This is a genomic window from Amycolatopsis sp. cmx-11-12, from assembly GCF_046269425.1.
GTDB lineage: Bacteria > Actinomycetota > Actinomycetes > Mycobacteriales > Pseudonocardiaceae > Amycolatopsis.
Genome location: NZ_JADNQM010000016.1, coordinates 144,887 through 165,101, shown reverse-complemented (window position 1 = coordinate 165,101; position 20,215 = coordinate 144,887). Strand labels below are relative to the sequence as shown.

At 67.2% G+C, this 20,215-nt stretch carries 20 protein-coding genes; 12 read left to right on the top strand and 8 right to left on the bottom strand.

Annotation, left to right across the window (positions count from 1 at the left end):
• The first annotated feature begins 12 nt into the window (after positions 1-12).
• The 8 genes from grpE to ACLARN_RS22835 all read left to right on the top strand — a co-directional run bounded on the left by grpE (position 13) and on the right by ACLARN_RS22835 (position 9,026).
• The gene (grpE, locus tag ACLARN_RS22870) at positions 13-525 is read left to right on the top strand and encodes a nucleotide exchange factor GrpE (RefSeq protein ID WP_409493504.1); all 513 of its coding nucleotides are present in this window, start codon (positions 13-15) and stop codon (positions 523-525) included.
• Positions 522-2,345, top strand: coding sequence for a dynamin family protein (locus ACLARN_RS22865; protein WP_409493476.1), 1,824 nt, complete (start codon positions 522-524; stop codon positions 2,343-2,345). Before grpE ends, ACLARN_RS22865 begins: the two co-directional genes overlap by 4 nt.
• Positions 2,346-2,436: 91 nt before the next feature.
• Positions 2,437-3,156: a DUF6802 family protein gene (locus tag ACLARN_RS22860; RefSeq protein WP_409493475.1), complete on the top strand. Its 720-nt coding sequence runs from the start codon at positions 2,437-2,439 to the stop codon at positions 3,154-3,156.
• Between the two features lie 396 nt (positions 3,157-3,552).
• Complete coding sequence (locus ACLARN_RS22855; protein ID WP_409493474.1) at positions 3,553-5,379, top strand: phosphoenolpyruvate carboxykinase (GTP); 1,827 nt, start codon at positions 3,553-3,555, stop codon at positions 5,377-5,379.
• Positions 5,380-5,658: 279 nt separating this feature from the next.
• Entirely contained in the window at positions 5,659-6,531 is an 873-nt protein-coding gene (locus ACLARN_RS22850) for an LLM class F420-dependent oxidoreductase (RefSeq protein ID WP_409493473.1), read from the top strand.
• Positions 6,528-7,133, top strand: coding sequence for an ATP-binding cassette domain-containing protein (locus ACLARN_RS22845; protein ID WP_409493472.1), 606 nt, complete (start codon positions 6,528-6,530; stop codon positions 7,131-7,133). Before ACLARN_RS22850 ends, ACLARN_RS22845 begins: the two co-directional genes overlap by 4 nt.
• Positions 7,127-8,374, top strand: coding sequence for a hypothetical protein (locus tag ACLARN_RS22840; RefSeq protein WP_409493471.1), 1,248 nt, complete (start codon positions 7,127-7,129; stop codon positions 8,372-8,374). The genes ACLARN_RS22845 and ACLARN_RS22840 overlap by 7 nt, the downstream gene beginning before the upstream one ends.
• A 76-nt stretch (positions 8,375-8,450) precedes the next feature.
• Positions 8,451-9,026, top strand: a complete 576-nt coding sequence (locus ACLARN_RS22835; RefSeq protein ID WP_409493470.1) for an EndoU domain-containing protein — start codon at positions 8,451-8,453, stop codon at positions 9,024-9,026.
• On the opposite strand, the gene ACLARN_RS22830 is transcribed toward ACLARN_RS22835, so the two are convergent.
• A complete protein-coding gene (locus ACLARN_RS22830) occupies positions 9,023-9,298 on the bottom strand; it encodes a helix-turn-helix domain-containing protein (RefSeq protein ID WP_409493469.1) in 276 nt (91 codons plus the stop codon). The genes ACLARN_RS22835 and ACLARN_RS22830 overlap by 4 nt on opposite strands.
• Before the next feature lie 266 nt (positions 9,299-9,564).
• The gene (locus tag ACLARN_RS22825; protein ID WP_409493468.1) at positions 9,565-11,181 is read right to left on the bottom strand and encodes an alpha/beta hydrolase; all 1,617 of its coding nucleotides are present in this window, start codon (positions 11,179-11,181) and stop codon (positions 9,565-9,567) included.
• 205 nt (positions 11,182-11,386) lie between these two features.
• Between ACLARN_RS22825 and ACLARN_RS22820 the strand changes: the two genes are divergently transcribed.
• On the top strand, positions 11,387-11,665 hold the full coding sequence (locus tag ACLARN_RS22820; protein WP_184897510.1) for a DUF3311 domain-containing protein: 279 nt from the start codon (positions 11,387-11,389) through the stop codon (positions 11,663-11,665).
• Entirely contained in the window at positions 11,662-13,305 is a 1,644-nt protein-coding gene (gene mctP, locus ACLARN_RS22815) for a monocarboxylate uptake permease MctP (protein ID WP_409493467.1), read from the top strand. Before ACLARN_RS22820 ends, mctP begins: the two co-directional genes overlap by 4 nt.
• 383 nt (positions 13,306-13,688) lie before the next feature.
• Here mctP and ACLARN_RS22810 read toward each other — a convergent pair whose 3' ends face one another.
• The 5 genes from ACLARN_RS22810 to ACLARN_RS22790 all read right to left on the bottom strand — a co-directional run bounded on the left by ACLARN_RS22810 (position 13,689) and on the right by ACLARN_RS22790 (position 18,029).
• Positions 13,689-14,309, bottom strand: a complete 621-nt coding sequence (locus ACLARN_RS22810) for a hypothetical protein (protein WP_409493503.1) — start codon at positions 14,307-14,309, stop codon at positions 13,689-13,691.
• A 67-nt stretch (positions 14,310-14,376) separates the two neighbouring features.
• Entirely contained in the window at positions 14,377-15,300 is a 924-nt protein-coding gene (locus ACLARN_RS22805) for a GNAT family N-acetyltransferase (RefSeq protein ID WP_409493466.1), read from the bottom strand.
• Positions 15,301-15,529: 229 nt separating this feature from the next.
• A complete protein-coding gene (locus ACLARN_RS22800) occupies positions 15,530-15,679 on the bottom strand; it encodes a hypothetical protein (protein WP_007032374.1) in 150 nt (49 codons plus the stop codon).
• A gap of 285 nt (positions 15,680-15,964) precedes the next feature.
• Entirely contained in the window at positions 15,965-17,155 is a 1,191-nt protein-coding gene (locus ACLARN_RS22795) for an ATP-binding protein (RefSeq protein WP_076156613.1), read from the bottom strand.
• Between the two features lie 112 nt (positions 17,156-17,267).
• Positions 17,268-18,029, bottom strand: coding sequence for a MerR family transcriptional regulator (locus ACLARN_RS22790; protein ID WP_409493465.1), 762 nt, complete (start codon positions 18,027-18,029; stop codon positions 17,268-17,270).
• Between the two features lie 71 nt (positions 18,030-18,100).
• Here ACLARN_RS22790 and ACLARN_RS22785 point away from each other — a divergent pair, with 71 nt between their 5' ends.
• Entirely contained in the window at positions 18,101-19,132 is a 1,032-nt protein-coding gene (locus ACLARN_RS22785; protein WP_409493464.1) for a glycerophosphodiester phosphodiesterase family protein, read from the top strand.
• A 132-nt stretch (positions 19,133-19,264) separates the two neighbouring features.
• Positions 19,265-19,771, top strand: a complete 507-nt coding sequence (locus tag ACLARN_RS22780) for a DoxX family membrane protein (RefSeq protein WP_409493463.1) — start codon at positions 19,265-19,267, stop codon at positions 19,769-19,771.
• A 72-nt stretch (positions 19,772-19,843) separates the two neighbouring features.
• On the opposite strand, the gene ACLARN_RS22775 is transcribed toward ACLARN_RS22780, so the two are convergent.
• Positions 19,844-20,215, bottom strand: a complete 372-nt coding sequence (locus tag ACLARN_RS22775) for a YciI family protein (RefSeq protein WP_409493462.1) — start codon at positions 20,213-20,215, stop codon at positions 19,844-19,846.

Sequence of the window (20,215 nt, the reverse complement as noted above, 5' to 3'; positions counted from 1 at the left end):
GGGTCGATGCGGGTGGGAGCCTGGCTGCGCAAGAAGGCCGTCGAGACCGTGGACATCGAAGAGGCGAATCCGGACGATGTGCCGACCGGTCAGATCGCGGCGGTGAACATCGCGGCGATCATCGCCGAAGTGGACGGCGAGACTTCGCCGTCCGAGGGAACCGAGGCCGCCGAACCCGCGTCGAAGACCGATGTGGAGTCCACGACCACGGGTCCGGCCGACCTCGAACAGGCTCTCGCCGACCGGCAGGCGCTGATCCAGCTCTGCCTGTACGCCCTTGACCGCGCCCGCAGCGGCGGCGTCGTCGAGCGGCTCGAACACGGCCTCGCCGGTATCGGCGTCCGTGCCCTGCGCCCGGACGGCGAGCGGTTCGACCCCGCCGTGCACGAGGCGGGCGGCGCGATCGCGACCGAAGACCCGGCCCTCGAAGGCCTGGTGGCGGAAACCGAGGTCGTCGGGTTCGCCGATCACGACCGGGTCCTGCGCGCGCCGATCGTCATCGTCTACGCGAAGAAGGCCCTGTGACCGCACCCGGTCTGCCCGCGGTCGTGAAGAGCACGCGCGAACAGCTGCTCACCGTCGTCCGCGAAGCCGATCCTCAGGCCGCGAAATGGGTCGAGGACATCCGGAAGACGCGGCCGAAGAAGCCGTCGGTCGTGGTGGTCGGCGAGACCAACCGCGGCAAGAGCTCGCTCGTGAACGCGATCCTCTCCATGCCGGGACTGTCCCCTGTGGACGCCGACGTCGCCACGGCGACGTACCTCGTCTTCGAACACGCCGAGCAGTGGTTCGCGCAGGCCTGCTACCCAGGGCAGCTGGCTCCGGTGCCGATCAACCTGAACGACCTGATCCACTGGGTCTCGGCCGCGCACGAACTGCCGGAAGGCCAGCTCCCGCCGCGGTACGTCGAGGTCTCCGGTCCGGTCCCGCTGCTCGACCGCGTGTCCATTGTGGACACGCCGGGGGTCGGCGGACTCGACTCGATGCACGGCGAACTGGCGAAGGAGGCGGCCGCGGGCGCCACCGCGCTGCTGTTCGTCGTCGATGCTTCCTCACCGTTCACCGCGCAGGAACTGCACTTCTTGCAGGACATGGGCGAGCGTGTCGAGACCGTGCTGTTCGCGCTCACGAAGACCGACCAGTTCCGCGGCTGGCGCGAGGTTCTCGAAGCCGACCGGCGGCTGCTCGCCGAGCACGCTCCCCGGTTCGCCGACGCGGTGTTCCATCCGGTGTCCGCGCGCATGTTCGAGACGGCGGCCAAGGCGCCGAACGAGCAGATGGCCATGATGCTGCGCGAGAAGGCCGGTATCGCCGCGCTCCAGGGCGCGTTGCAGGAGATGCTGGTCGGCCGCTCCGCGATGCTGGGCGAGGCCAACACCCTGCGCGCGCTGTCGAGCGCGCTCGGGGAACTCAAGGCGAAGGCGCAGGCGGAAAGCCGCGCGCTGTCCGCCGGCGAGGTCGAGGCGGAACAGCTGCGCCAGCGCCGCGACGACCTGACCACCGAACGCCGGTCTTCGACGCGGGGCTGGCAGCTGAAGCTGCGCGCGGAGATCCAGCGGACCCGCGTCGAGGTCGGGCACGAGACCAGCAGGCAGATGCGCGACGCGTCGACGCATTTCCGGCAGCGGATCGACAGCGCGAAACGGGACGCTCTCGCCGCGCTGCCCCAGCAGGTCGACATCGCGTTGCAGACGACGTCGCAGCGGATCTCGATGCTGCTCTCCCAGCGGCTCAACCAGGTCACCAATGTCGCGCTTTCGGAGCTGTTCTCTGCCGAAGAGCTCGACATCATCCGCAGCCAGTTCGCCAGGGCGGGCGGTCCGCCGGTCGTGCTGCGCCCGCCGGACAAGAAACCGCCGACAGCCGAAGACAAACTGCTCATCTTCATGGGCGTTTCCGGCGGTCTCGGCGCTGGGAAGGTCGCCGCGCTGCCCCTGGCGGGCGTCGCGATCCTGAACCCGGTGATCCTGCCGGCCACGATCATCATCGGCCTCGGCGCCGGCTGGTGGATGGCGCGGACCCGCAAGCACGCGTCGGACAAGCAGCATATGAAGCAATGGCTGGTCGAGGCGATCGCCGACGCGCGGTCCACGATGGACCAGCTCGTCGCGGAGCAGCTGATCGAGGCCGAACAGCAGCTGTCGATGGCGCTCGACGAAGCACTCGGCCGCCGCATCGACGCGATCGAGGCGGAGCTGAAGGAAGTCGACAAGACGATCAAGATGGGCGCCCAGGAACGGGCGAAGAAGATCTCGGTCGTCGCGAAGCGCTTGAAGGACGTCACCGACGGCCGCGACCGCGCGGAGGCCCTTCTCGCTCGCATCCGGTCACTGCGCGACGCCTGACCAGGGTGGTCCTGTTGTGGACCGGAACCGAACGGGCCTACGGTGAGTCTTAAGCTTCGACACACCAGCAGGTCAACGAGGGGGTTATCCCATGTGGGTCGACGAGAGCGGCGGCACGGACACCGAGGCGGGCTCCACGGAGGCGGTCACGGTCCACGTTGACGGCGAGGAGTACCAGGCCGAGCTCAACTACGACCTCGACAAGGACGGCGTGAACGACGCCGCCGTCATCCAGCACGACGACGGCACCGGCCAGGCGTTCGTGGACACCGACGGCGACGGCGACGCCGACCAGTACGCGGTCCTCGACGAGAACGGCAAGGTCGTGCAGGAGGCCGTCTACGACGAAGCTTCCGGCGCGTGGGTCGAACCGGGCGACAACGACGACAGCGGCAGCGACGCGGGCACCAGCGGCAGCATGCGCGCCGACATGCCCAGCGGCGACGTCGAGGTCGGCCCGCCGACGATCGACACCAACGGTGACGGGACTCCGGACACCGTCGTCGTCCAGACCGAGGACGGCCGCACGATCGCCTTCACCGACAAGGATGGCGACGGCAACGCGGACATCGCGGTCGAGACGGACGCTTCGGGCAACTCGAAGACCTACGAGCACACCGGCCCCGGACAGTGGACCGAAACCGCCAGCGGCGTGGTCAACGACGACATCGGCTCGGCCTTCGTGAGCACTCCGGCCGCCACCGACGGCGACCCCGCGGGCGACGCGGCCTGGGGTGGCGCGGGCACGGAAACACTCGAAGGAGTGGCGAAGATCGATTCCGCCACCGGCCAGTGGATCAGCCCCAACTAAATCCAAGAATGGACTAAACCAATAGAAGAGTGGTCCAGTCCATTCTTTCAGGCGAATTGATGTAATTCTGGTCACAGAACAGCCCGGTACAAGACCTCGTACCGGGCTTTCTCGTGTCCGGTTCGCCCTGTCGCTGTGCCGTCGATCACCGGAAGAATTTCTGCGTATGGCCCATTCCGGTGATACTGAATCGATTCCCTTATCGTTCTTGTGAGAGAACCGACAGGTCAGCTCTCGGTTACCTGCCGGTCATCCGGCTACTCTCGGGGAATCCCAAAACCTGCACACCGGTCTTCCCGCCGGTGTGCGAAGCCATTCGGTCGCCGGCACTGGAGCCCGCATCGGAACAGCGTCGTTCCCGATGTGGGCTTCTGCCGTCGGAAGTCAGGAGTAGAGATGACCGCAGTCGCCATCCCCGGACTGGAAAAAGCGCCGACGACGCACAGCGGCGTGCTGTCCTGGGTCCGGGAGGTCGCCGAACTGACCACTCCGGACCGCGTGGTGTGGGTCGACGGGTCCGACGAAGAGGCCGCTCGGATCAACGCCGAACTGGTCTCCGCCGGCACGTTCGTGCAGCTCGACGCGAAACCCAACTCGTACTGGGCCGCCTCCGACCCGAATGACGTCGCCCGCGTCGAAGAGCGCACCTTCATCTGTTCGGACAACGAAGAAGACGCCGGTCCCACCAACAACTGGATGGACCCGGCCGAGATGAAGGCCACGATGACCGAGCTGTACCGCGGGTGCATGCGCGGTCGGACGATGTACGTGATCCCGTTCTGCATGGGCCCCCTCGGAGCCGAGGACCCCAAGCTCGGCATCGAGATCACCGACTTCGCCTACGTCGTCGCCTCCATGCGCGTGATGACCCGCGCCGGCACGGCCGCGCTGGAAAAGTTCGTCACCGAGGACGGAGTTGAAAGGTCCTTTGTGCCTGCCTTGCACTCCGTCGGCGCCCCGCTGGAGCCCGGCCAGAAGGACGTCTCCTGGCCGTGCAACACCACCAAGTACATCTCGCACTTCCCCGAGAGCCGCGAGATCTGGAGCTACGGCTCCGGCTACGGCGGCAACTCGCTGCTCGGCAAGAAGTGCTACTCGCTGCGCATCGGCTCGGTCATCGCCCGTGACGAGGGCTGGCTGGCCGAGCACATGCTGATCCTCAAGCTGATCTCGCCGGAGAACAAGGTCCACTACGTCGCGGCGGCGTTCCCGAGCGCCTGCGGCAAGACCAACCTCGCCATGCTCCAGCCGACCATCCCCGGCTGGCGTGCCGAGACCCTCGGCGACGACATCGCGTGGATGCGGTTCGGCGAGGACGGCCGCCTGTACGCGGTGAACCCCGAGTTCGGCTTCTTCGGCGTCGCGCCGGGCACCGACTGGCACACCAACCCCAACGCGATGCGCACCATCGAAAAGGGCAACACGGTCTACACGAACGTCGCGCTCACCGACGACGGTGACGTCTGGTGGGAGGGCATGGGCGAGAAGCCCGCGCACGCCACCTCCTGGAAGAAGCAGGACTGGACGCCGGAATCGGAAGAGAAGGCCGCGCACCCGAACTCGCGCTACTGCACGCCGATGTCGCAGTGCCCGATCCTCGCGCCCGAGTGGGACGACCCCCAGGGTGTGCCGATCTCGGCGATCCTGTTCGGTGGCCGCCGCAAGACCACGGTCCCGCTGGTGAACGAGGCCCGCGACTGGCAGCACGGCGTGTTCATGGGCGCCACCATGTCGTCGGAGACCACCGCGGCCGCCGCCGGCGCGGTCGGCAACGTGCGCCGCGACCCGATGGCGATGCTGCCGTTCCTCGGCTACCACGCCGGTGACTACTTCAAGCACTGGCTGGACCTCGGCAAGAACGCCGACGCCGACAAGCTGCCGAAGATCTTCTACGTCAACTGGTTCCGCCGCGGCGACGACGGCCGCTTCCTGTGGCCGGGATTCGGCGAGAACTCGCGGATCCTGAAGTGGGTCATCGACCGCGTCGAGGGCAAGGGCAACGCGAACGAGACCCCGGTCGGCTTCGTGCCGAACGCCGAGGACCTCGACACCGACGGACTCAAGGAGCCGCTGGCCGACATCCAGGCCGCGCTGGACGTCTCGGCCGACGAGTGGCGCCAGGAACTGCCCCTGATCGAGGAGTGGTTCGAGAAGATCGGCGACAAGGTCCCGTCGTCGCTGCGTGACGAACTGGACGCGCTGAAGTCTCGGCTCGAGCGCTGACTGTGTTAGTTGCCTCGCGCTGACGAAAACTCGCCGAAGGGGCGCCGTTCCGCATGTCACTCACGTGGCGTGGGGAGGCGCCCCTTCATCGAGTTTCCGGGGGCCTTCGGCCCAAAAGAGGGCGCTCGGCGGTGAAGTCTCCGTCGGGCGCGGGGCGCCCTTGGGGAGACCGATGGGTGCCGGTGGCACCGCTCGGGTTCGGGTTTGGTTTGGGCCTCATCCTTGGAGTCATTCCTGAGGATGAGGTCTTCGACTTTCCCGTTTGGGTAACGTGGCCGCATGGTCAAATTCGGCGTCAACATGGTCGTCCCGGAGACCCGAGCGGCATGGGTCGAGAAGTGCCGGAAGGCCGAAGAACTCGGTTTCGATGTCATCGGTGCGGCCGATCACCTCGGCCTGGCGCCGCCGTTCCCCGCCTTGGTGCTCGCCGCCGAGGTGACGAGTCGCGTGCGGCTCAACACCTTCGTCATCAACACCGCTTTCTACAACCCGGTGCTGCTCGCCCGTGACGTGACCGGCACGGACCGGTTCACCGAGGGCAGGCTGGAACTCGGCCTGGGGGCCGGCTATGTGAAAGCCGAATTCGAAGCGGCGGGGATGGAGTTCCCCCGCGCCGGAAAGCGCGTGGATCACCTCGAACACACCATCAAAGAGCTCAAACGGCTGTATGCGGACGAAAACCACAAACCGGAGACCGTGCAGAAACCGGGCCCGCCACTGATGATCGCCGGCCGCGGCGACCGGCTGCTCACCCTCGCCGCCGAACACGCCGACATCATCGGGTTCACCGGCACGGCCGCCGTTCCCGACGGCGGCGCACTCGTTCCCGACGACGCCACCGGAATCGAAGAACGGGTGAACTTCGTCCGCGGGAAACTGAACGGCCGCGAAGTCGAATTCAATATCCTCCCGCATTTCGTCTCCGTGGTCGAAGACCGGCGGACAGGGCTGGAAGACCTACGCGAACTGCTGGATGGCGTACTCACCGTCGACCAGCTCGCCGAACTGCCGACGGCTCTGGTCGGCACCCACGAACAGATCGCCGAACAGATCCTGGCGCATCGCGAACGGTTCGGCTTCACCTATTTCACCGTGCTGGAGCACAACATGGACGCGCTCGCACCGGTGATCGAGTTGTTGCGCGGCCGATGATCGACGTACGCGGGCTCGGCGTCCAGGCCGGGGAACACAGTCTGTTCGACGGCCTCGATTTCGAGGTCGAAGCGGGTGAATGCGCGGTCATCGTCGGCCCGAACGGGGTCGGGAAATCGACCCTGCTGAGGTGCCTTTACGGAACGCAGACGCCGCAGCGGGGCCGGGTCGTCGTCGCCGGTGTGAAACCCGACGAACGCGACCTTTCCTTCCGCCGCAAGGTCTCCGTCCTGTTCGACGATTCCGATTTCTTCGCCGAACTGACTCCCCTCCAGCATCTCGAACTGCTGGAGGGTTCGTTCGGAGCCGACCTCGGCGATTTCGCCGCTCTGCTGGCGGACGCGGGTCTTTCCGAGCGGGCAAAGGTCACCGCGGGCAAGTTCTCCGCCGGGCAGCGCCGTCGCCTGCTGCTCCTCGGCGCGACGGCGCGGCCGCACGACGTCCTGCTGCTCGACGAGCCCGAACGGGCGCTCGACGTCGCCGGGAAGGAATGGCTGACGTCGTTGATCGCGCGTTCGACCAAGGCCGGGGCCGCGGTCGTCGTGGCCACGCACCATCCTCCGCTGCTCGAAGCGGCCGACTCGACCCTAGAGCTGTGGTGAGCACGAAAGCCCCCACGCACATCCCGGGACGGCAGAGATTCGGCGGGTTGCTCAACGGGGACTACCAGACTTTCCTGGCACTGTTCGGTTTCGGCGCGCTGTTCACCGCGTTCGAGAATCTGCCGAAGCTCCGCCATTTCCTTTTTGGACAGTCCGAAGTGGACTTTCCGGCGGTGTTCGGTCTGTTGATCGTGCTGTGCGCGATCTTCTGGCGCAGCCTGCTGCGACGCGGCTTCGTCTGGGCCGAACCGGCGGCGCTGACGTGGATGGACTTCGCCGGCGTCGACAGGCGCCGCGTCGTCGTGAAGCGGATGTGGACGCTCTGGCTCGGACTGGTCATGGTGGTCGGCTACACCGGGGCGCTGGTCACGGCGATCGGCGGCGGTTCGAGGGACGTGTGGATCGCGATGTCGGCGCTGACCGCTTCCGGGGCGATCCTGGCCGCCGTCACCGCGAGGCGGACGGCGATCCGCGGTGAGACGGCGGCGCCGGTCGTGCTCGCGGTGGCCGGTCTGGCGGTGGCGGCCGCCGGGTTGGGCCCGATGGCGGTCGAGGTGCTGGCCGGTGCGCTGTTCGTCGTCGCGGTGGCGGTGGCCTTCGGCGGTGAGCCGGTGGCCGGTCTCGGGCGCCAGGAACTCGTCGACGGCTGGAACGCGCGGCTCCTGCGGGCGATGGCCGCGGTCTTCATGGACCCGATGCTGCTGATCCCGGAATCGAGGCCGGTGCCGTGGCTGTCGCTGCGGAGGCCGACGACGCTGCGGCTCGCGTGGGCAGGGGTCCTCGGCCGGTCACGCTACGCCGCGGCCAGTGTGGTGATCGCGTGCCTGGTCGGGGCCGGGCACCTGGCGTTCCCGGCCGTCCCGGTGGCACCGCTGTTCGCGCTCGGCGCGTACGCGGCGCTCGTGCCGTTCGTCGGCGGGCTCGGCGAACTGTGGCGCAACCCCGGCCGCAGGCGGTGGCTCGGGGCGTCCGACTGGGAGTTGCGGCTGGTCAACGGCCTGGTGACCGCCGCGCTCGGCCTCGGGTGGGGGGCGCTGCTCGGCCTGGTGACGCTGACGCTCGGGGTGACCCCGGCCTGGCCTGTGTGGCTCGCGATCCCGCTCGCCGTCGCCGCCGCGCTGCGGACGGCGACCCGGCCGCCGATGAACTACGACGTCAGCGGCGGCGCCGCGGGGATACAGGCCCTGCGAGGCGTCGACGTGCTGGTCGTCGGATCCGTGCTGCTGTCCGTGATCGCCTGACCTCACCCGTTCCCGCGTTCGGATCATTCGAATACGCCGAACGCGGGTTACCCTCGATGCGACGAAAGGAGCACGAGTGGGCGGCGGGCACGCACCGGGAAAGGGGCGGCGGGCGACCAGCGAGTTCCCCGCGGGCTGGACCGACGAGCAGATCATCGCCGTCGTCAAGGACGTCGCGAACGATCCGAGCGAACCTCGCCGCAGACAGCACAACGGCCGCTGGCGCTGCGCGGGCGAGCGGTACGGCGTGCACGTGATCGTGCTGGTCGAGGACAACGGCAACGTCAAAACCGGCTATCCGGTGGCTGGCCCCGGCGTGGTCCGTAATCCCGACACCGCGGCCGACCCGGCGAATCCGACCGTCGCTGACCTCGCCGCGGGCCGCATCAGCTTCTTCGGCGAGAGCCTGCTTGACCAGATCGCCAACCGCCTCGCGCCGGACGTCCTCGCCTTCTACCGCACCCTGCACTGGTCGGGTGAGTGGGAGGAACTGGCCGACGTCCTCATCGCGCACGCGGTGAACGAGAACCTGCGGCTCGGCGTGGACGAGTTCGCCACCCTGGAAAGCCTGCTGAACAGCTTCGACCTGCCGATCGACGGCTTCCTCTACCTGAACGACCGGGCGCACACCCTGGCCACCCTGCGGCCCTAACTCGCCGCGGCGACCTCTTCGACGCCGCCCTCGGTGGCGGCCCGAAGTGCGTCCAGCGGCAGCCCGACGGCGTCCGCGATCGCCGCCACCGTGAAGAAGGCGGGCGTCGGGATCCGGCCGGTCTCGATCTTCCGGAGCGTCTCCACCGAGATCCCGGCCTCCGCGGCGACCTCGACCATGCTCCGCGACGCCGACGCGCGGGCGTCCCGGAGCGCCAGCCCCAGCCGCTCGCCACGTTCGCGTTCCTCGTTCGTCAACGGCACTCGCACCATGAACCCAATACTAATACCGGTCAGGCGCTTCTGGGTATGAGGTGCACGCGGGCGGTGCAGGGTGTCGCGAAAGCCACTTTCAGGACATCTGATGTCCCGAAAGTGGCTTTCGCGACATGCCCGCGGCCCCGCACGCCGCCCCAGCCGTGTCGTACCCCACAGAGTTACCCCCAGCCTGTGGATAACTCTGTGCACAGGTCTGTGGGCCGCCCAAAGAAAGGGCCCCGCCGAGCCGGAACTCGACGGGGCCACAATCCCTAGGGGCTTCAGCCGCCCGCGGGCACCGGAAGTGGGAGTCCGGGGAGGCTCTGGTCGTTCGGCACCTTGCCGTCGACGAGGAAGTCCTCCACGACCTTGTCCACACCCGCGTTGCCGCCGGCGTAGATGCCGTGGTCACCCTCACCGGTCACGGTGATCATCCGCGAACCGGCGAACGCGCGGTGCGCACGGGTCGCGCCCTCGATCGGGGTCGCCGGGTCGTGCACCGACTGGACGATCAGCACCGGCGGGACGCCGCGGCCGTCGAGCTTCGGCAGGTCGACCGGCTTCTTCTGCCAGAAGATGCACGGCTGGATCAGCCAGCCGGCGCCGAGCAGCGGCAGGTCACGGTCGATCAGCTTCTGCGACTGGCGGATGACGCTCTGCCGGGTGCCGGTCCACTTGCCCTCGTTGCAGGGGATGGTCCAGAAGCTGGCGTTGTAGGAGTCGCCGTCGGTCGGGACGAACAGCGGCTGCGGGCCGATGACGCCGTCACCGTCCACCGTCTCCGCCTTGACCTTCTGCGCGGCCGAGGCCTTCTGCTGCTGGGTGCCGGTGCCCTCGGTCAGCGTCTTCAGGTTGACCAGGTAGTCGGCCAGCGCCGGGAAGTTGCGCTTCGAGTACATGTACCCCGCGATGGTCGAGTCGAGGGCGTTGGCCGAAACCGGGACGCCGTCCACCTCGACGGGGTTCTGCGTCAGCGCGAAGCGGACCTTCTCGTAGGTCTGGCGCGCGGCTTCGCCGGTCTTGCCGAAGCCGTAGACCTTGTCGTACTTGCCGATCCACGGCAGGAAGTCCTGACGCCAGCGGCGCTCGAAGCCGAGCGGCTGTCCGTCGAACGAGTTCTGCCAGGTGGTGGTGAACTCGGCCGCCGAGTCGAGCAGGAACTTGCCGGTCCGGGTGGGGAACTGCTGCGCGTAGTGCGCGCCCATCCAGGTGCCTGCCGAGTAGCCGACCCAGTTGATCTTGTCGCGGCCCAGGAGGACGCGCAGCAGGTCGATGTCGCGGATGGTCTGGGCGGTGTTGATGAGCGGGCCCAGCTCGCCGGACTTCACCTGGCAGGAGTCCGCCGCGTACTTGGTGGCGTCCAGGATCAGGTTGAGGTTCGCCCGGCTGCGGTCGCGCGGGTCGAGGTCGGAGCCGGTGCCGATCGCGTTGCCGCAGGTGATGTTGGTGCTCTTGCCGGTGCCGCGCGGGTCGAGACCGATGATCTCCTGGTTCGCGCGCAGCTTCGTCTGGTTACGCAGACGGGCCGGGAAGTTGCGGCCCGGAGCGCCGGGGCCACCCGGGTTGGTGATGACGCTGGCCGTCGCGTTGCCACTGGTGGCGGCGAGGCGGCTGACGGCGATCGTCAGGTCGATGTTCTCGTTCGACTTGTACCAGTTGCGCGGTGCGCGGTAGGTCGCGCACTCGATGTTCTCGGCGCCCGGAGGCGGTGCGGACGGCAGTTCGTTCGCCGCGCACTTGTGCCAGTCCAGCTTCTGGCTCGCGTACTGCGCCGGAATGTTGGTGGAGTTCAGAGGCTGCTGCTTGGCCGCCTCCGGTCCTGCGAACGCAGGAGTGAACCCGGCCAGCATGGTGCCGGCGACTGCCGGGATCACCACCGCATAGCGGAGTTTCTTCATCCGATGCCCCTTTGATCTTGCGTGCGAAGTTCCTGTTCGCGACTTGCGGCTATTGATATCCGGCGGTGGGCGGGACGGCAACCGCCCTTCGTCGTATGGGGCGTCGCTGATCAAATCGATATCGGACGCGCGTGACCCGGGTGGGTGAGAGGTTCTACTGTCATCGGGTCCATCCGCCGGTTTCGGGAGTGTTAGGTGAGGTCCGATGGCGTCAGGTAAGGCAGACGGGAAGGTGAGGGGTTTTCAGTTCAGCCCCTGGAACCTCCTGCTGATCATCCCGTTGCTGGTGCTGATCACGTCCTTGTTCAATACGGACGGCCCTCGGCTGTTCGGGATGCCGTTCTTCTACTGGTTCCAATTCGTGTTCGTCGCCGTCGGCGTCCTGTGCACCGGGATCGTCTACGCGATGACCAGGGACAAGCCGACCAGTGACCGTCCCGACCGGCTGTCCGTGGACGAACTCGACGAGGGGGACGTCAAGTGAGCAACATCCAGTGGCCAGAGCTGATCATCTTCACGATCCTCTTCGCGGTGGTCACCGTCCTCGGTTTCGTCGCGTCACGCTGGAAGGCGGGCAACACCCTCGACCATCTGGACGAATGGGGCCTCGGCGGCCGCAAGTTCGGGTCGTGGATCACCTGGTTCCTGCTCGGCGGCGACCTCTACACGGCCTACACCTTCGTGGCCGTCCCCGCGCTGATGTTCAGCGCCGGCGCGATGGGCATGTTCGCGCTGCCGTACACGATCATCGTGTACCCGATCGTGCTGATGCCCGCGCTGCGCATGTGGTCGGTCTCCCGCGTCCGCGGTTACGTCACGCCCGCCGACTTCGTCCGCGGCCGGTTCGGTTCGCCGACGCTGGCGCTGCTGATCGCGATCACCGGGATCATCGCGACGATGCCGTACATCGCGTTGCAGCTCGTCGGTCTCGAAGCGGTGCTGCGGACCATGGGCATCAACGGCTCCGGCATCGTCGGGCACCTGCCGCTGCTGGTCGCCTTCATCATCCTGGCGGTCTACACGTACCAGTCCGGCCTGCGCGCTCCCGCGCTGATCGCGTTCGTCAAGGACATCCTGATCTACCTCGTGATCATCGTGGCGATCATCTACCTGCCCTCGAAGCTCGGCGGCTGGTCGGCGATCTTCGACGCGGCCGACGCGAAGTTCGACAAGACGCCGTCGCCGTCGGACGGCATCCTGCTCAACGCCAACAACCAGTTGCAGTACGCCACGCTGGCGCTCGGTTCGGCGCTCGCGCTGTTCCTGTACCCGCACTCGCTCACCAGCGTGCTCGCCTCGCGCGGCCGCACCGTGATCAAGCGGAACATGGTCGCGCTCCCGGCGTATTCGCTGGTCCTCGGCCTGCTGGCGCTGCTCGGCTACGTCGCGATCAGCGCTTCTGTCTCCCCGATCACCAACAACGCCACCGGCAAACCGGACACGAACACCGTCGTCCCGGTGCTGTTCGACTCGCAGTTCTCGTCGTGGTTCGCGGGCATCGCGTTCGCCGCGATCGGTATCGGCGCGCTGGTGCCCGCGGCGATCATGTCGATCGCGGCGGCGAACCTGTGGACCCGCAACATCTACAAGGAGTACATCAAGAAGAACGCGACGCCGGGTCAAGAGGCGAAGCAGGCCAAGCTCGCTTCGCTGATCGTGAAGTTCGGCGCGGTGGCGTTCATCCTGTTCATCGACCCGCAGTTCTCGATCGACCTGCAGCTCATCGGCGGGGTGCTGATCCTGCAGACGCTGCCGGCGGTGGCGATCTCGCTCTACACGCGCTGGTTCCACCGCTGGGGCCTGATCGCGGGCTGGATCGTCGGCATCGGCTGGGGCCTGATCATGCTCTACAACATCCCGAACGCGGCGACCGGCAAGTCGCACTTCGGCGGCTCGGCGCTGAAGCTCGGTGATCTGTCGATCCTCGGCTGGCACCCGTTCAGCGGCTCGCAGCTGCAGATCTACGTCGGGTTCGTGGCGCTGGCGGCGAACCTGCTGATCGCGGTGATCGTCACGGTGATCGCACGGCGGATGAAGAAGTTCAACGGCACGGACGACACCGCGCCCGAGGACTACCACGCCGACGAACACGACAAGGATCTCCGCGAAATCGGCGTCCACTAGACGGTTGATTCCGTGAAGATCATGTGAAGCTCAGTGGGGCGCTGTGACTGTCTATAGAGGACGCTTTTCGAGTCACAACGTCCGATTAGATGCCGTATGTCCGTATCGTCAAGGTCGTGAAGGCCTCCTTGCTTACCCTCAAGGTAGGCAAGGAGGCCTTCACGACCTTTGGTTCGCGCCGAAGGGGCGTCCGCGACCGAGACGGCCACGGTCGCCCGGGCATGTCGAGTCCTTGAGGGGTCCTCGCAGACCCGGTAATACGGGCAATCAGTGATCAATCGGATAATTCGGACTCGGCTAGTGTCCTTTATGGACTGTCAAGGGAAGGATTCCTTCGCGGGGTTGCACTTCACGCGAGCTTCACGGAACCACTCATCTAGGCCTCAGGTGAGCGAAGGAGCCGCGTCCTGCCGGGACGCGGCCCTTCTCGTCGCCGCGGTCGCCACCAGGTAGAGGACGAGACCGTTCAGCAGGTGCCAGACGAAATGCGTCCCGGCGGGGAAGTTCCCGCAGACGGTGTGGTCGGCCGTCCGGAACGAGAGGGACACCCCGAAAACGGCCGCGGCGACGGCGAACCTGCGGCGATGTTCACCCTTGAGAATGATCGCGAACACCACGAGCCCGATCAGCGCGGAGAGGTACAGCCCGCCGCCCAGCGAGGCGACGATCGCGGTGAACGCGAGGAACACCGGGATGCCGAGCCAGGAGACCTTGCGGCTCGCGCCGAAGAACAGGTGCGGGAACATCGCGGCGTAGTACAGGACGAACACCAGGATGAAGCCGGTGTCGGCGGCCGCGGACCAGCGGGTGGCGAGCAGATGGAAGGCCGTGCTGCCGAGGAACACCAGTCCGATGAGGACCCCGAACACGCGTCCCTTCGGTTGCCGCCAGACGGCGATCGCGGCGACCAGGAACGCGAGGTTGCTGAGGCTGTTGAGCGGTTCGCCCCCAAGGCCTGGGGCGAGGCGTTCGCAATAGCCGTCGACGTACGCGATCCAGTTCACCACTCCAGATAACCCTGCCCGCGTGAACTTCGGGTGTCGCAGGCGGCCAGGCGCCGTCCACCGCGGCTCACAGCTCCAATCGCCAGGTCTGCCCGGTCAGTTCGTAGCCGAAGCCGGCGATCGTCTCTTCGCTCGCCAGCTCGAAGCCGGCCTTCTGATAGATCGCCCTCGCCGCGTCCAGCAGTGAGACCGTCCAGAGCTCCATCGCCTGATAGCCCGACGCCCTGGCGAACTCGACGCACTCGGTGACCAGCCGTTTCCCGACCCCGCGTCCCCGTGCGGCCGGTTCGAGGAGCAGCATCCGCAGCTTCGCGGTGGTGCCGTCTTCGGCGGGCATGCAGAAGACGCTGCCGACGCGCTCCCCGTCGAGTTCGGCGATCCAGCCGGCCTGGCGGGGCTCGCCGCGCTTGTCGACGTAGTCCGCGACGACGCGGGCGACGAGGGCCTCGAAGCGTTCGTCCCAGCCGTACTCGCGGGAGTAGAGGACGCCGTGCCGATGGACCACCCAGCCGAAGTCACCCGGTCGTGGTGGGCGGAGGACCAGCGTGGGGTCCGAAGCGCGCTCGCCGACCAGCGACGTGATCGTGCCCATCGCGCCGAGCAGGCGGTGCTGCTCGTCGTCGGCGAACCGGCCGAGCAGCGAACCGATGCGGTCCACCGATCGCGCGTCGAGGACGGCGAACGCGTTCCGGCCGGTCTCGGTGAGCCGGATGACCTGGCGGCGGGCGTCTTCGTCGCTGCGCTCGCGGGTGAGGAGGCCGCGGCTTTCGAGCCTGCCGAGCAGCCTGCTCGCGTATCCGGCGTCGAGGTCGAGACGTTTGCGCAGGTCGGTGACCTGGGTCGGGTCTCGTTGCGCGAGTTCGAAGATGACCCTGGCTTCGCTCAGGGAGTACTCGGCGTCGGCCGGTCCTTCGTCGAGGACGCCGATCACGCCGGTGTACAGGCGGTTGAAGGCCCGGACGGTCGCCACTCGGTCCGCTGGATCGTTCATTTGACCATCTCAACAGATTTGTTGACGAAGTCAAGCATTACGCCGCGAAGCGGGCGGGAACTTTTCCGGACCCGGACATATGGAAACCCCGTGATGCTGCCAGGTCGGGGGTCCGCCAGCATCACGGGGTCGTAATGGGTATCGACGCGGCGTTCCGCGGCGTTACACCTCACGCACTATGTGTCGTAGGTCACTCGAATGGGCGACATCTACAACGGTTGTTGTCAGGTCAGCGCATGTGCGTGTGACGCGCCTGGGAGATAGCGATGAGTTCCTGACGAACGGTCGCGGTGGCCGCGGTGTCGATCGCCCGGTTCAGGGCCCGGCGAGTGCGAGCCTCGGCGCGACGGGCACGGAGCTTGGCGGCGATGTTGTTCATCGGTTTAAGTCATCCCCTTGAGGGTCTTGAGTCTTGGTGGCTGTGTCTCTAGTATGCACTCTTTTTCACAAGGAATCCAACGATTATCCGGTGACTTGGCACACCTGCCGATGAATCGTCGGCAACGAGCAGGAAAATCCGGAGGGATTTGGTGGCGCCGGTCACTTCTTGGTAACGCTAGGAGTCTCTAGCCTTCACGGGATACTGCGGAAGAGGGCGCGATGAAGTCGACGGTAGAGGTCTCTACCGCCTTCTAGTAATCACGCTATAAAGCGCCAGAGAGGCTTAGTCCCGGCCGAGCAGGTAGTGGCCGAAGTGCGGGACGGTGAACGCGATGTGCCCGCGCTCGGCCGAATACACGAGGCCCTTCTTCATCAGGCTGTCCCGCGCCGGCGACAGCGACGAAGGCTTCCGCCCCAGGTAAACGGCCACATCGGCGGTCCCCGCCGCCTCGTCGCGGCCCTGCGTCAGCTCGGCCATCGCGATCAGGTACTCGCGTTCGGCAGGTGTCGCGCGCTCGTAGCGCGAGCCGAAGAAGCCGACCGCCAGTTCCGATTCGGCCTCCGGGGCCGCGACCTGGACGTCCTTCACGGTGATCGGATCGGCCGGGGCGGCGTCCCAGGCGGCCTTGCCGTACGCCTGGATGAAGTACGGGTAGCCGCCCGACGCGTCGAACAGCGCGTCCAACGCCTCCGGTTCGATCCCCGCGTCCTCTCGTTCGATGGGGGCCATCACCGCGAGATCGGCGTCTTCGCGCTCCAGCCTGTCGATGCGCGCGTAGCGGAAGAGGCGCTCCGAGTACGACTTCGACGCCGAAAGCACGGCAGGCACGTGTGGGAGACCGGCGCCGACCACGACCAGCGGTGCCCCGGACTGCGAGAGTTCGTGACAGGCGGCGCAGAGCGCGGAGACGTCTTCGGGCAGCAGGTCCTGGATCTCGTCGATCAGCAGCGCGACGCCGGTGCCGACGTCCGCGGCCAGTTCGGCGACCTCGGTGAACAGTTCGACCAGGTCGATCTCGATGTCGCCGGAATCGGCCCGGCCCTGCGCGGCGGGCACATCGATACCCGGCTGCCAGCGATCGCGGAGCTTGGCGTCCGGTTTGTTGGCGCGCAGCGCGAACGCCTTGAGCACGCCGAGCACCTGCTCGACCCGGTCCGGCGCGCGGTGGCGTACGGCGAGGTCGCGGATCGCGCGATGCAACGCGGCCGAAAGCGGCCGCCGGAGTTCGGTGTCGGGGCGGGCTTCGATCTTGCCCGCGCCCCAGCCGTGCTTGATGGCCTTGGACCGCAACTCGCCCAGCAGCACGGTCTTCCCCACGCCACGCAGGCCGGTCAGCATCAGGCTGCGCTCCGGTCTTCCGCGCGCGACCCGTTCGAGGACGACCTCGAAGGCCTGGAGCTCACGCATACGACCGGCCAGCTCGGGCGGCCGTTGACCGGCGCCCGGCGCGAAGGGGTTGCGGATGGGATCCACTCTCGCACGCTATCGGCGTTTCTAGCCTTGACCCGATATTCCGCCATAGAGGGATAGGCGTGTCGCGGCGGGTTACTCCGAGTGGACGGGTCTGCAGCCCCGTCCCTCGTTCTTACTCACTCAGGTTGCGCTCGGCGTAGACCGCCATCGCGTCACGGATGTACTCCGCGGTGCCCGGACCGTGCTTCTCGTCGTACTGCCCGTAGCGCGGGTCGTCGACGTAAAGCTGCCCGAGACCGGCGAAGTAGCCCTTCGAGACGGCCCGCACGGCCGGTCGAAGCCATTCGTACAGCCGCTGCGTGATCGCCTGAGCCTCGTCGCCGTCGACGGGCAGGCCCTTGGCGTGGGCCTCGCCGAAGGCGGCCGCGATGTCCTTCTGTTCCTGCTGGTGCGCCTTCTTGTCCTCGGCGCTCAGCGACTTCCACCAGCGGTCACCCTGCTTGTAGGCGTCGGCGCCCCAGCGTTCGGTGACCTCCTTCTCGTACTTCGTGTGGTCGAAGCCGTCGAACACTTCCGTTGCCATCAGTTGTTCACCTCTCTCTGTCTTCTTCAAGGTCGTCCTGACCGATTCGATCTGCCGTCCGAGCCGCTGTCGCTCCTGCTCCAGCCACTTCAGGTGCGTGCGCAGCGCCGCCGTCGTGTCCTGTTCCCCTTCGAGCACTTCGCCGATCGCGGGCAGGCTCAGCCCGAGTTCGCGAAGCAGCAGGATCCGTTGCAGCCGCACCAGCGCGCCCTGGTCGTAGTAGCGGTATCCGTTGCTCCCCACCCGGCTCGGTTCGAGCAGCCCGACGTCGCCGTAGTGGCGCAGCGTGCGGCTCGTGGTCCCGGCCGAGCGGGCGATGTCCTGGATCGACCACTCCTTCTCGTTCGGCATGTCCACGAAGGTAGAGGTTGACGTTGCGTCAAAGTCAATCGAAGTTCACCCGCCCGTGGGATGGTTCCCGTATGAAGACATTCGCGCTGGTCATGGCCGCTGCGCTGACCCTGGGGACGGCCGGAGTCGCCGACGCGCATCCGCGTCGCGCCTTCGACGTCCAGGCCCATCGCGGCGGGCTCGGCCTCACCGTCGAGAGCACGCTCGCGTCGTTCGGCAAGGCGATGGAGCTAGGGGTGACCACGCTCGAACTCGACATCCAGATCACCAAGGACGGTCGCGAGGTGATCACCCACGACCGCAAGACGACCCCCTCGAAGTGCCGCGACACCGCACCCGCGACGCCTGGCGACCCGGCGTACCCGTACGTCGGGAAATACGTGAAGGATCTGACGTTCGCGCAGGTCCGCACGCTGGACTGCGGCTCGATCCGCCAGCCCGCACACCCTGGCCAGACCTTGTCCCCCGGCGCCAAGATGCCGACGCTCGCCGAGTTGTTCCAGCTCGCGCGCGACCACCGCGCCTGGGGTATCAAGTTCAACATCGAGACCAAGGTCGAGGCCGCCGCCCCGCAGGAGACGGCGCCGCGTGAGCAGTTCGTCCACCGGGCGGTGCGCGAGATCCTGTTCTCCGGGTTCGCGCACAACGTCACCGTCCAGAGCTTCGACTGGGGCACGCTGATGCTGCTGCGTAAGGTCGCGCCGTGGATCCCCACGGTCGCACTGACCCAGCCGGAGTTCCTCCAGGTCGGGCAGCCGGGCAAGTCGCCGTGGCTCGGCGGGCTCGACATCGACGACTTCGGCGGCAGCCCCGTCCGCGCGGTGAAGTCGTTCGGCGCGAGCGCGCTCTCACCGGTGCACGGCAACCCGCAGGGCGGCAAGGTCGGCGACCCCGGCTACCGGCCGTTCACGAACAAGGCCCTGGTCAGCGAGGCGCATCGCGCCGGGATCAAGGTCGTGCCGTGGACGATCGACGATCCGGCCACCATGCACAAACTCATCGACGACGGCGTCGACGGCATCATCACCGACTACCCGGACCGGCTGCGGCAGGTCGCGGCGGACCGCGGCTTCAAGTTGCCGCGGGCGTATCCGGCCCGCTAACGGAATCTATGGCTTTCTAGTGTCAGAGAAATATTTGAAGATACTCCGTTAGCGCGGTTCGGCGCCCCGGAGGACGGGAAGTCTGGGGATAGATTTGCTCTCCCAGGGTTCGGATCAAGAAAGGCAACGACCGTGATTCTCCGCCGCGTCGCACGTCCGCTCCTCGCCGCGATCTTCATCTCCGGCGGGATCGGCGCGCTGAGGGACACCCAGGGCCACGCGAAGGCCGCGGAGCCGTTCCTCACCGGGTCTTTCGACAAGCTGGCGGGCCTGGTGCCGGAAGCGGTGCCGCGCGACCCCGCCACCCTGGTCCGCATCGACGCGGCGGTGAAGGTCGGCGCCGGTGTCGCGCTCGCCGCGGGCAAGGCGCCCCGGCTGGCCTCGCTGCTGCTACTCGGCAGCCTGGTCCCGACCACGCTGGCCGCGCACCGGTTCTGGGAGGTCAAGGAACCGGCCGAGCGTCAGCAGCAGCAGATCCAGTTCATCAAGAACGCCGGCCTCGCCGGTGGTCTCCTGCTGGCCGCCGCCGACACCGCCGGTAAGCCGTCGCTCGGCTGGCGTGCCCGCCGGGCCGCGTCCAAGACGGAGAAGCGCGCCGAGAAGCTGGCTAAGCGCGCCGAGAAGGCCATCACCAAGTAGCCGCGGACGTTATGAAAGGTCCGTTCATAACAGGATTTGTTATGAACGGACCTTTCATAACACTCGGCAGGGTCATGAGGTGAAGGCGGCGATGTCCTCTTCCTCGACGACCGTCCGGACCTCGACCTCGATCTCGTCGAACAGGGCCGCGTAGGTCTCCGCGAACGCGACAGCCTCGGCCAGGTCCGCGGCGTTGATCAGCGCGAAGCCGCCGATGACCTCCTTGGCCTCGGTGAACGGGCCGTCGGTCGCGGTGATCTTGCCGCCGCGCACCTTGCGGACCTTCGCGCCCCGCTCGGACGGGTGCACGCCTTCCGCCGTGATCAGGATGCCCTTCTTGAACGAGTCCTCGATGAAGGCGCCCATCTGCTCGACGAACTCCTTGCTGGGGTTCCAGGCTTCCGGGGCGCTCTCGTCCAGCCGGTGCATCATCAGAAACCGCAT

Coding starts and splice junctions, on each gene's coding strand:
- ACLARN_RS22830 (WP_409493469.1), bottom strand. CDS start 9,298: ATGGTGCGAGTGCCGTTGACGAACGAGGAACGCGAACGTGGCGAGCGG.
- ACLARN_RS22825 (WP_409493468.1), bottom strand. CDS start 11,181: ATGAAGAAACTCCGCTATGCGGTGGTGATCCCGGCAGTCGCCGGCACC.
- ACLARN_RS22790 (WP_409493465.1), bottom strand. CDS start 18,029: ATGCCGAACGAGAAGGAGTGGTCGATCCAGGACATCGCCCGCTCGGCC.
- ACLARN_RS22850 (WP_409493473.1), top strand. CDS start 5,659: ATGGTCAAATTCGGCGTCAACATGGTCGTCCCGGAGACCCGAGCGGCA.
- ACLARN_RS22800 (WP_007032374.1), bottom strand. CDS start 15,679: ATGAACAACATCGCCGCCAAGCTCCGTGCCCGTCGCGCCGAGGCTCGC.
- ACLARN_RS22845 (WP_409493472.1), top strand. CDS start 6,528: ATGATCGACGTACGCGGGCTCGGCGTCCAGGCCGGGGAACACAGTCTG.
- ACLARN_RS22775 (WP_409493462.1), bottom strand. CDS start 20,215: ATGCGGTTTCTGATGATGCACCGGCTGGACGAGAGCGCCCCGGAAGCC.
- ACLARN_RS22820 (WP_184897510.1), top strand. CDS start 11,387: ATGGCGTCAGGTAAGGCAGACGGGAAGGTGAGGGGTTTTCAGTTCAGC.
- ACLARN_RS22785 (WP_409493464.1), top strand. CDS start 18,101: ATGAAGACATTCGCGCTGGTCATGGCCGCTGCGCTGACCCTGGGGACG.
- ACLARN_RS22805 (WP_409493466.1), bottom strand. CDS start 15,300: ATGAACGATCCAGCGGACCGAGTGGCGACCGTCCGGGCCTTCAACCGC.
- ACLARN_RS22860 (WP_409493475.1), top strand. CDS start 2,437: ATGTGGGTCGACGAGAGCGGCGGCACGGACACCGAGGCGGGCTCCACG.
- ACLARN_RS22855 (WP_409493474.1), top strand. CDS start 3,553: ATGACCGCAGTCGCCATCCCCGGACTGGAAAAAGCGCCGACGACGCAC.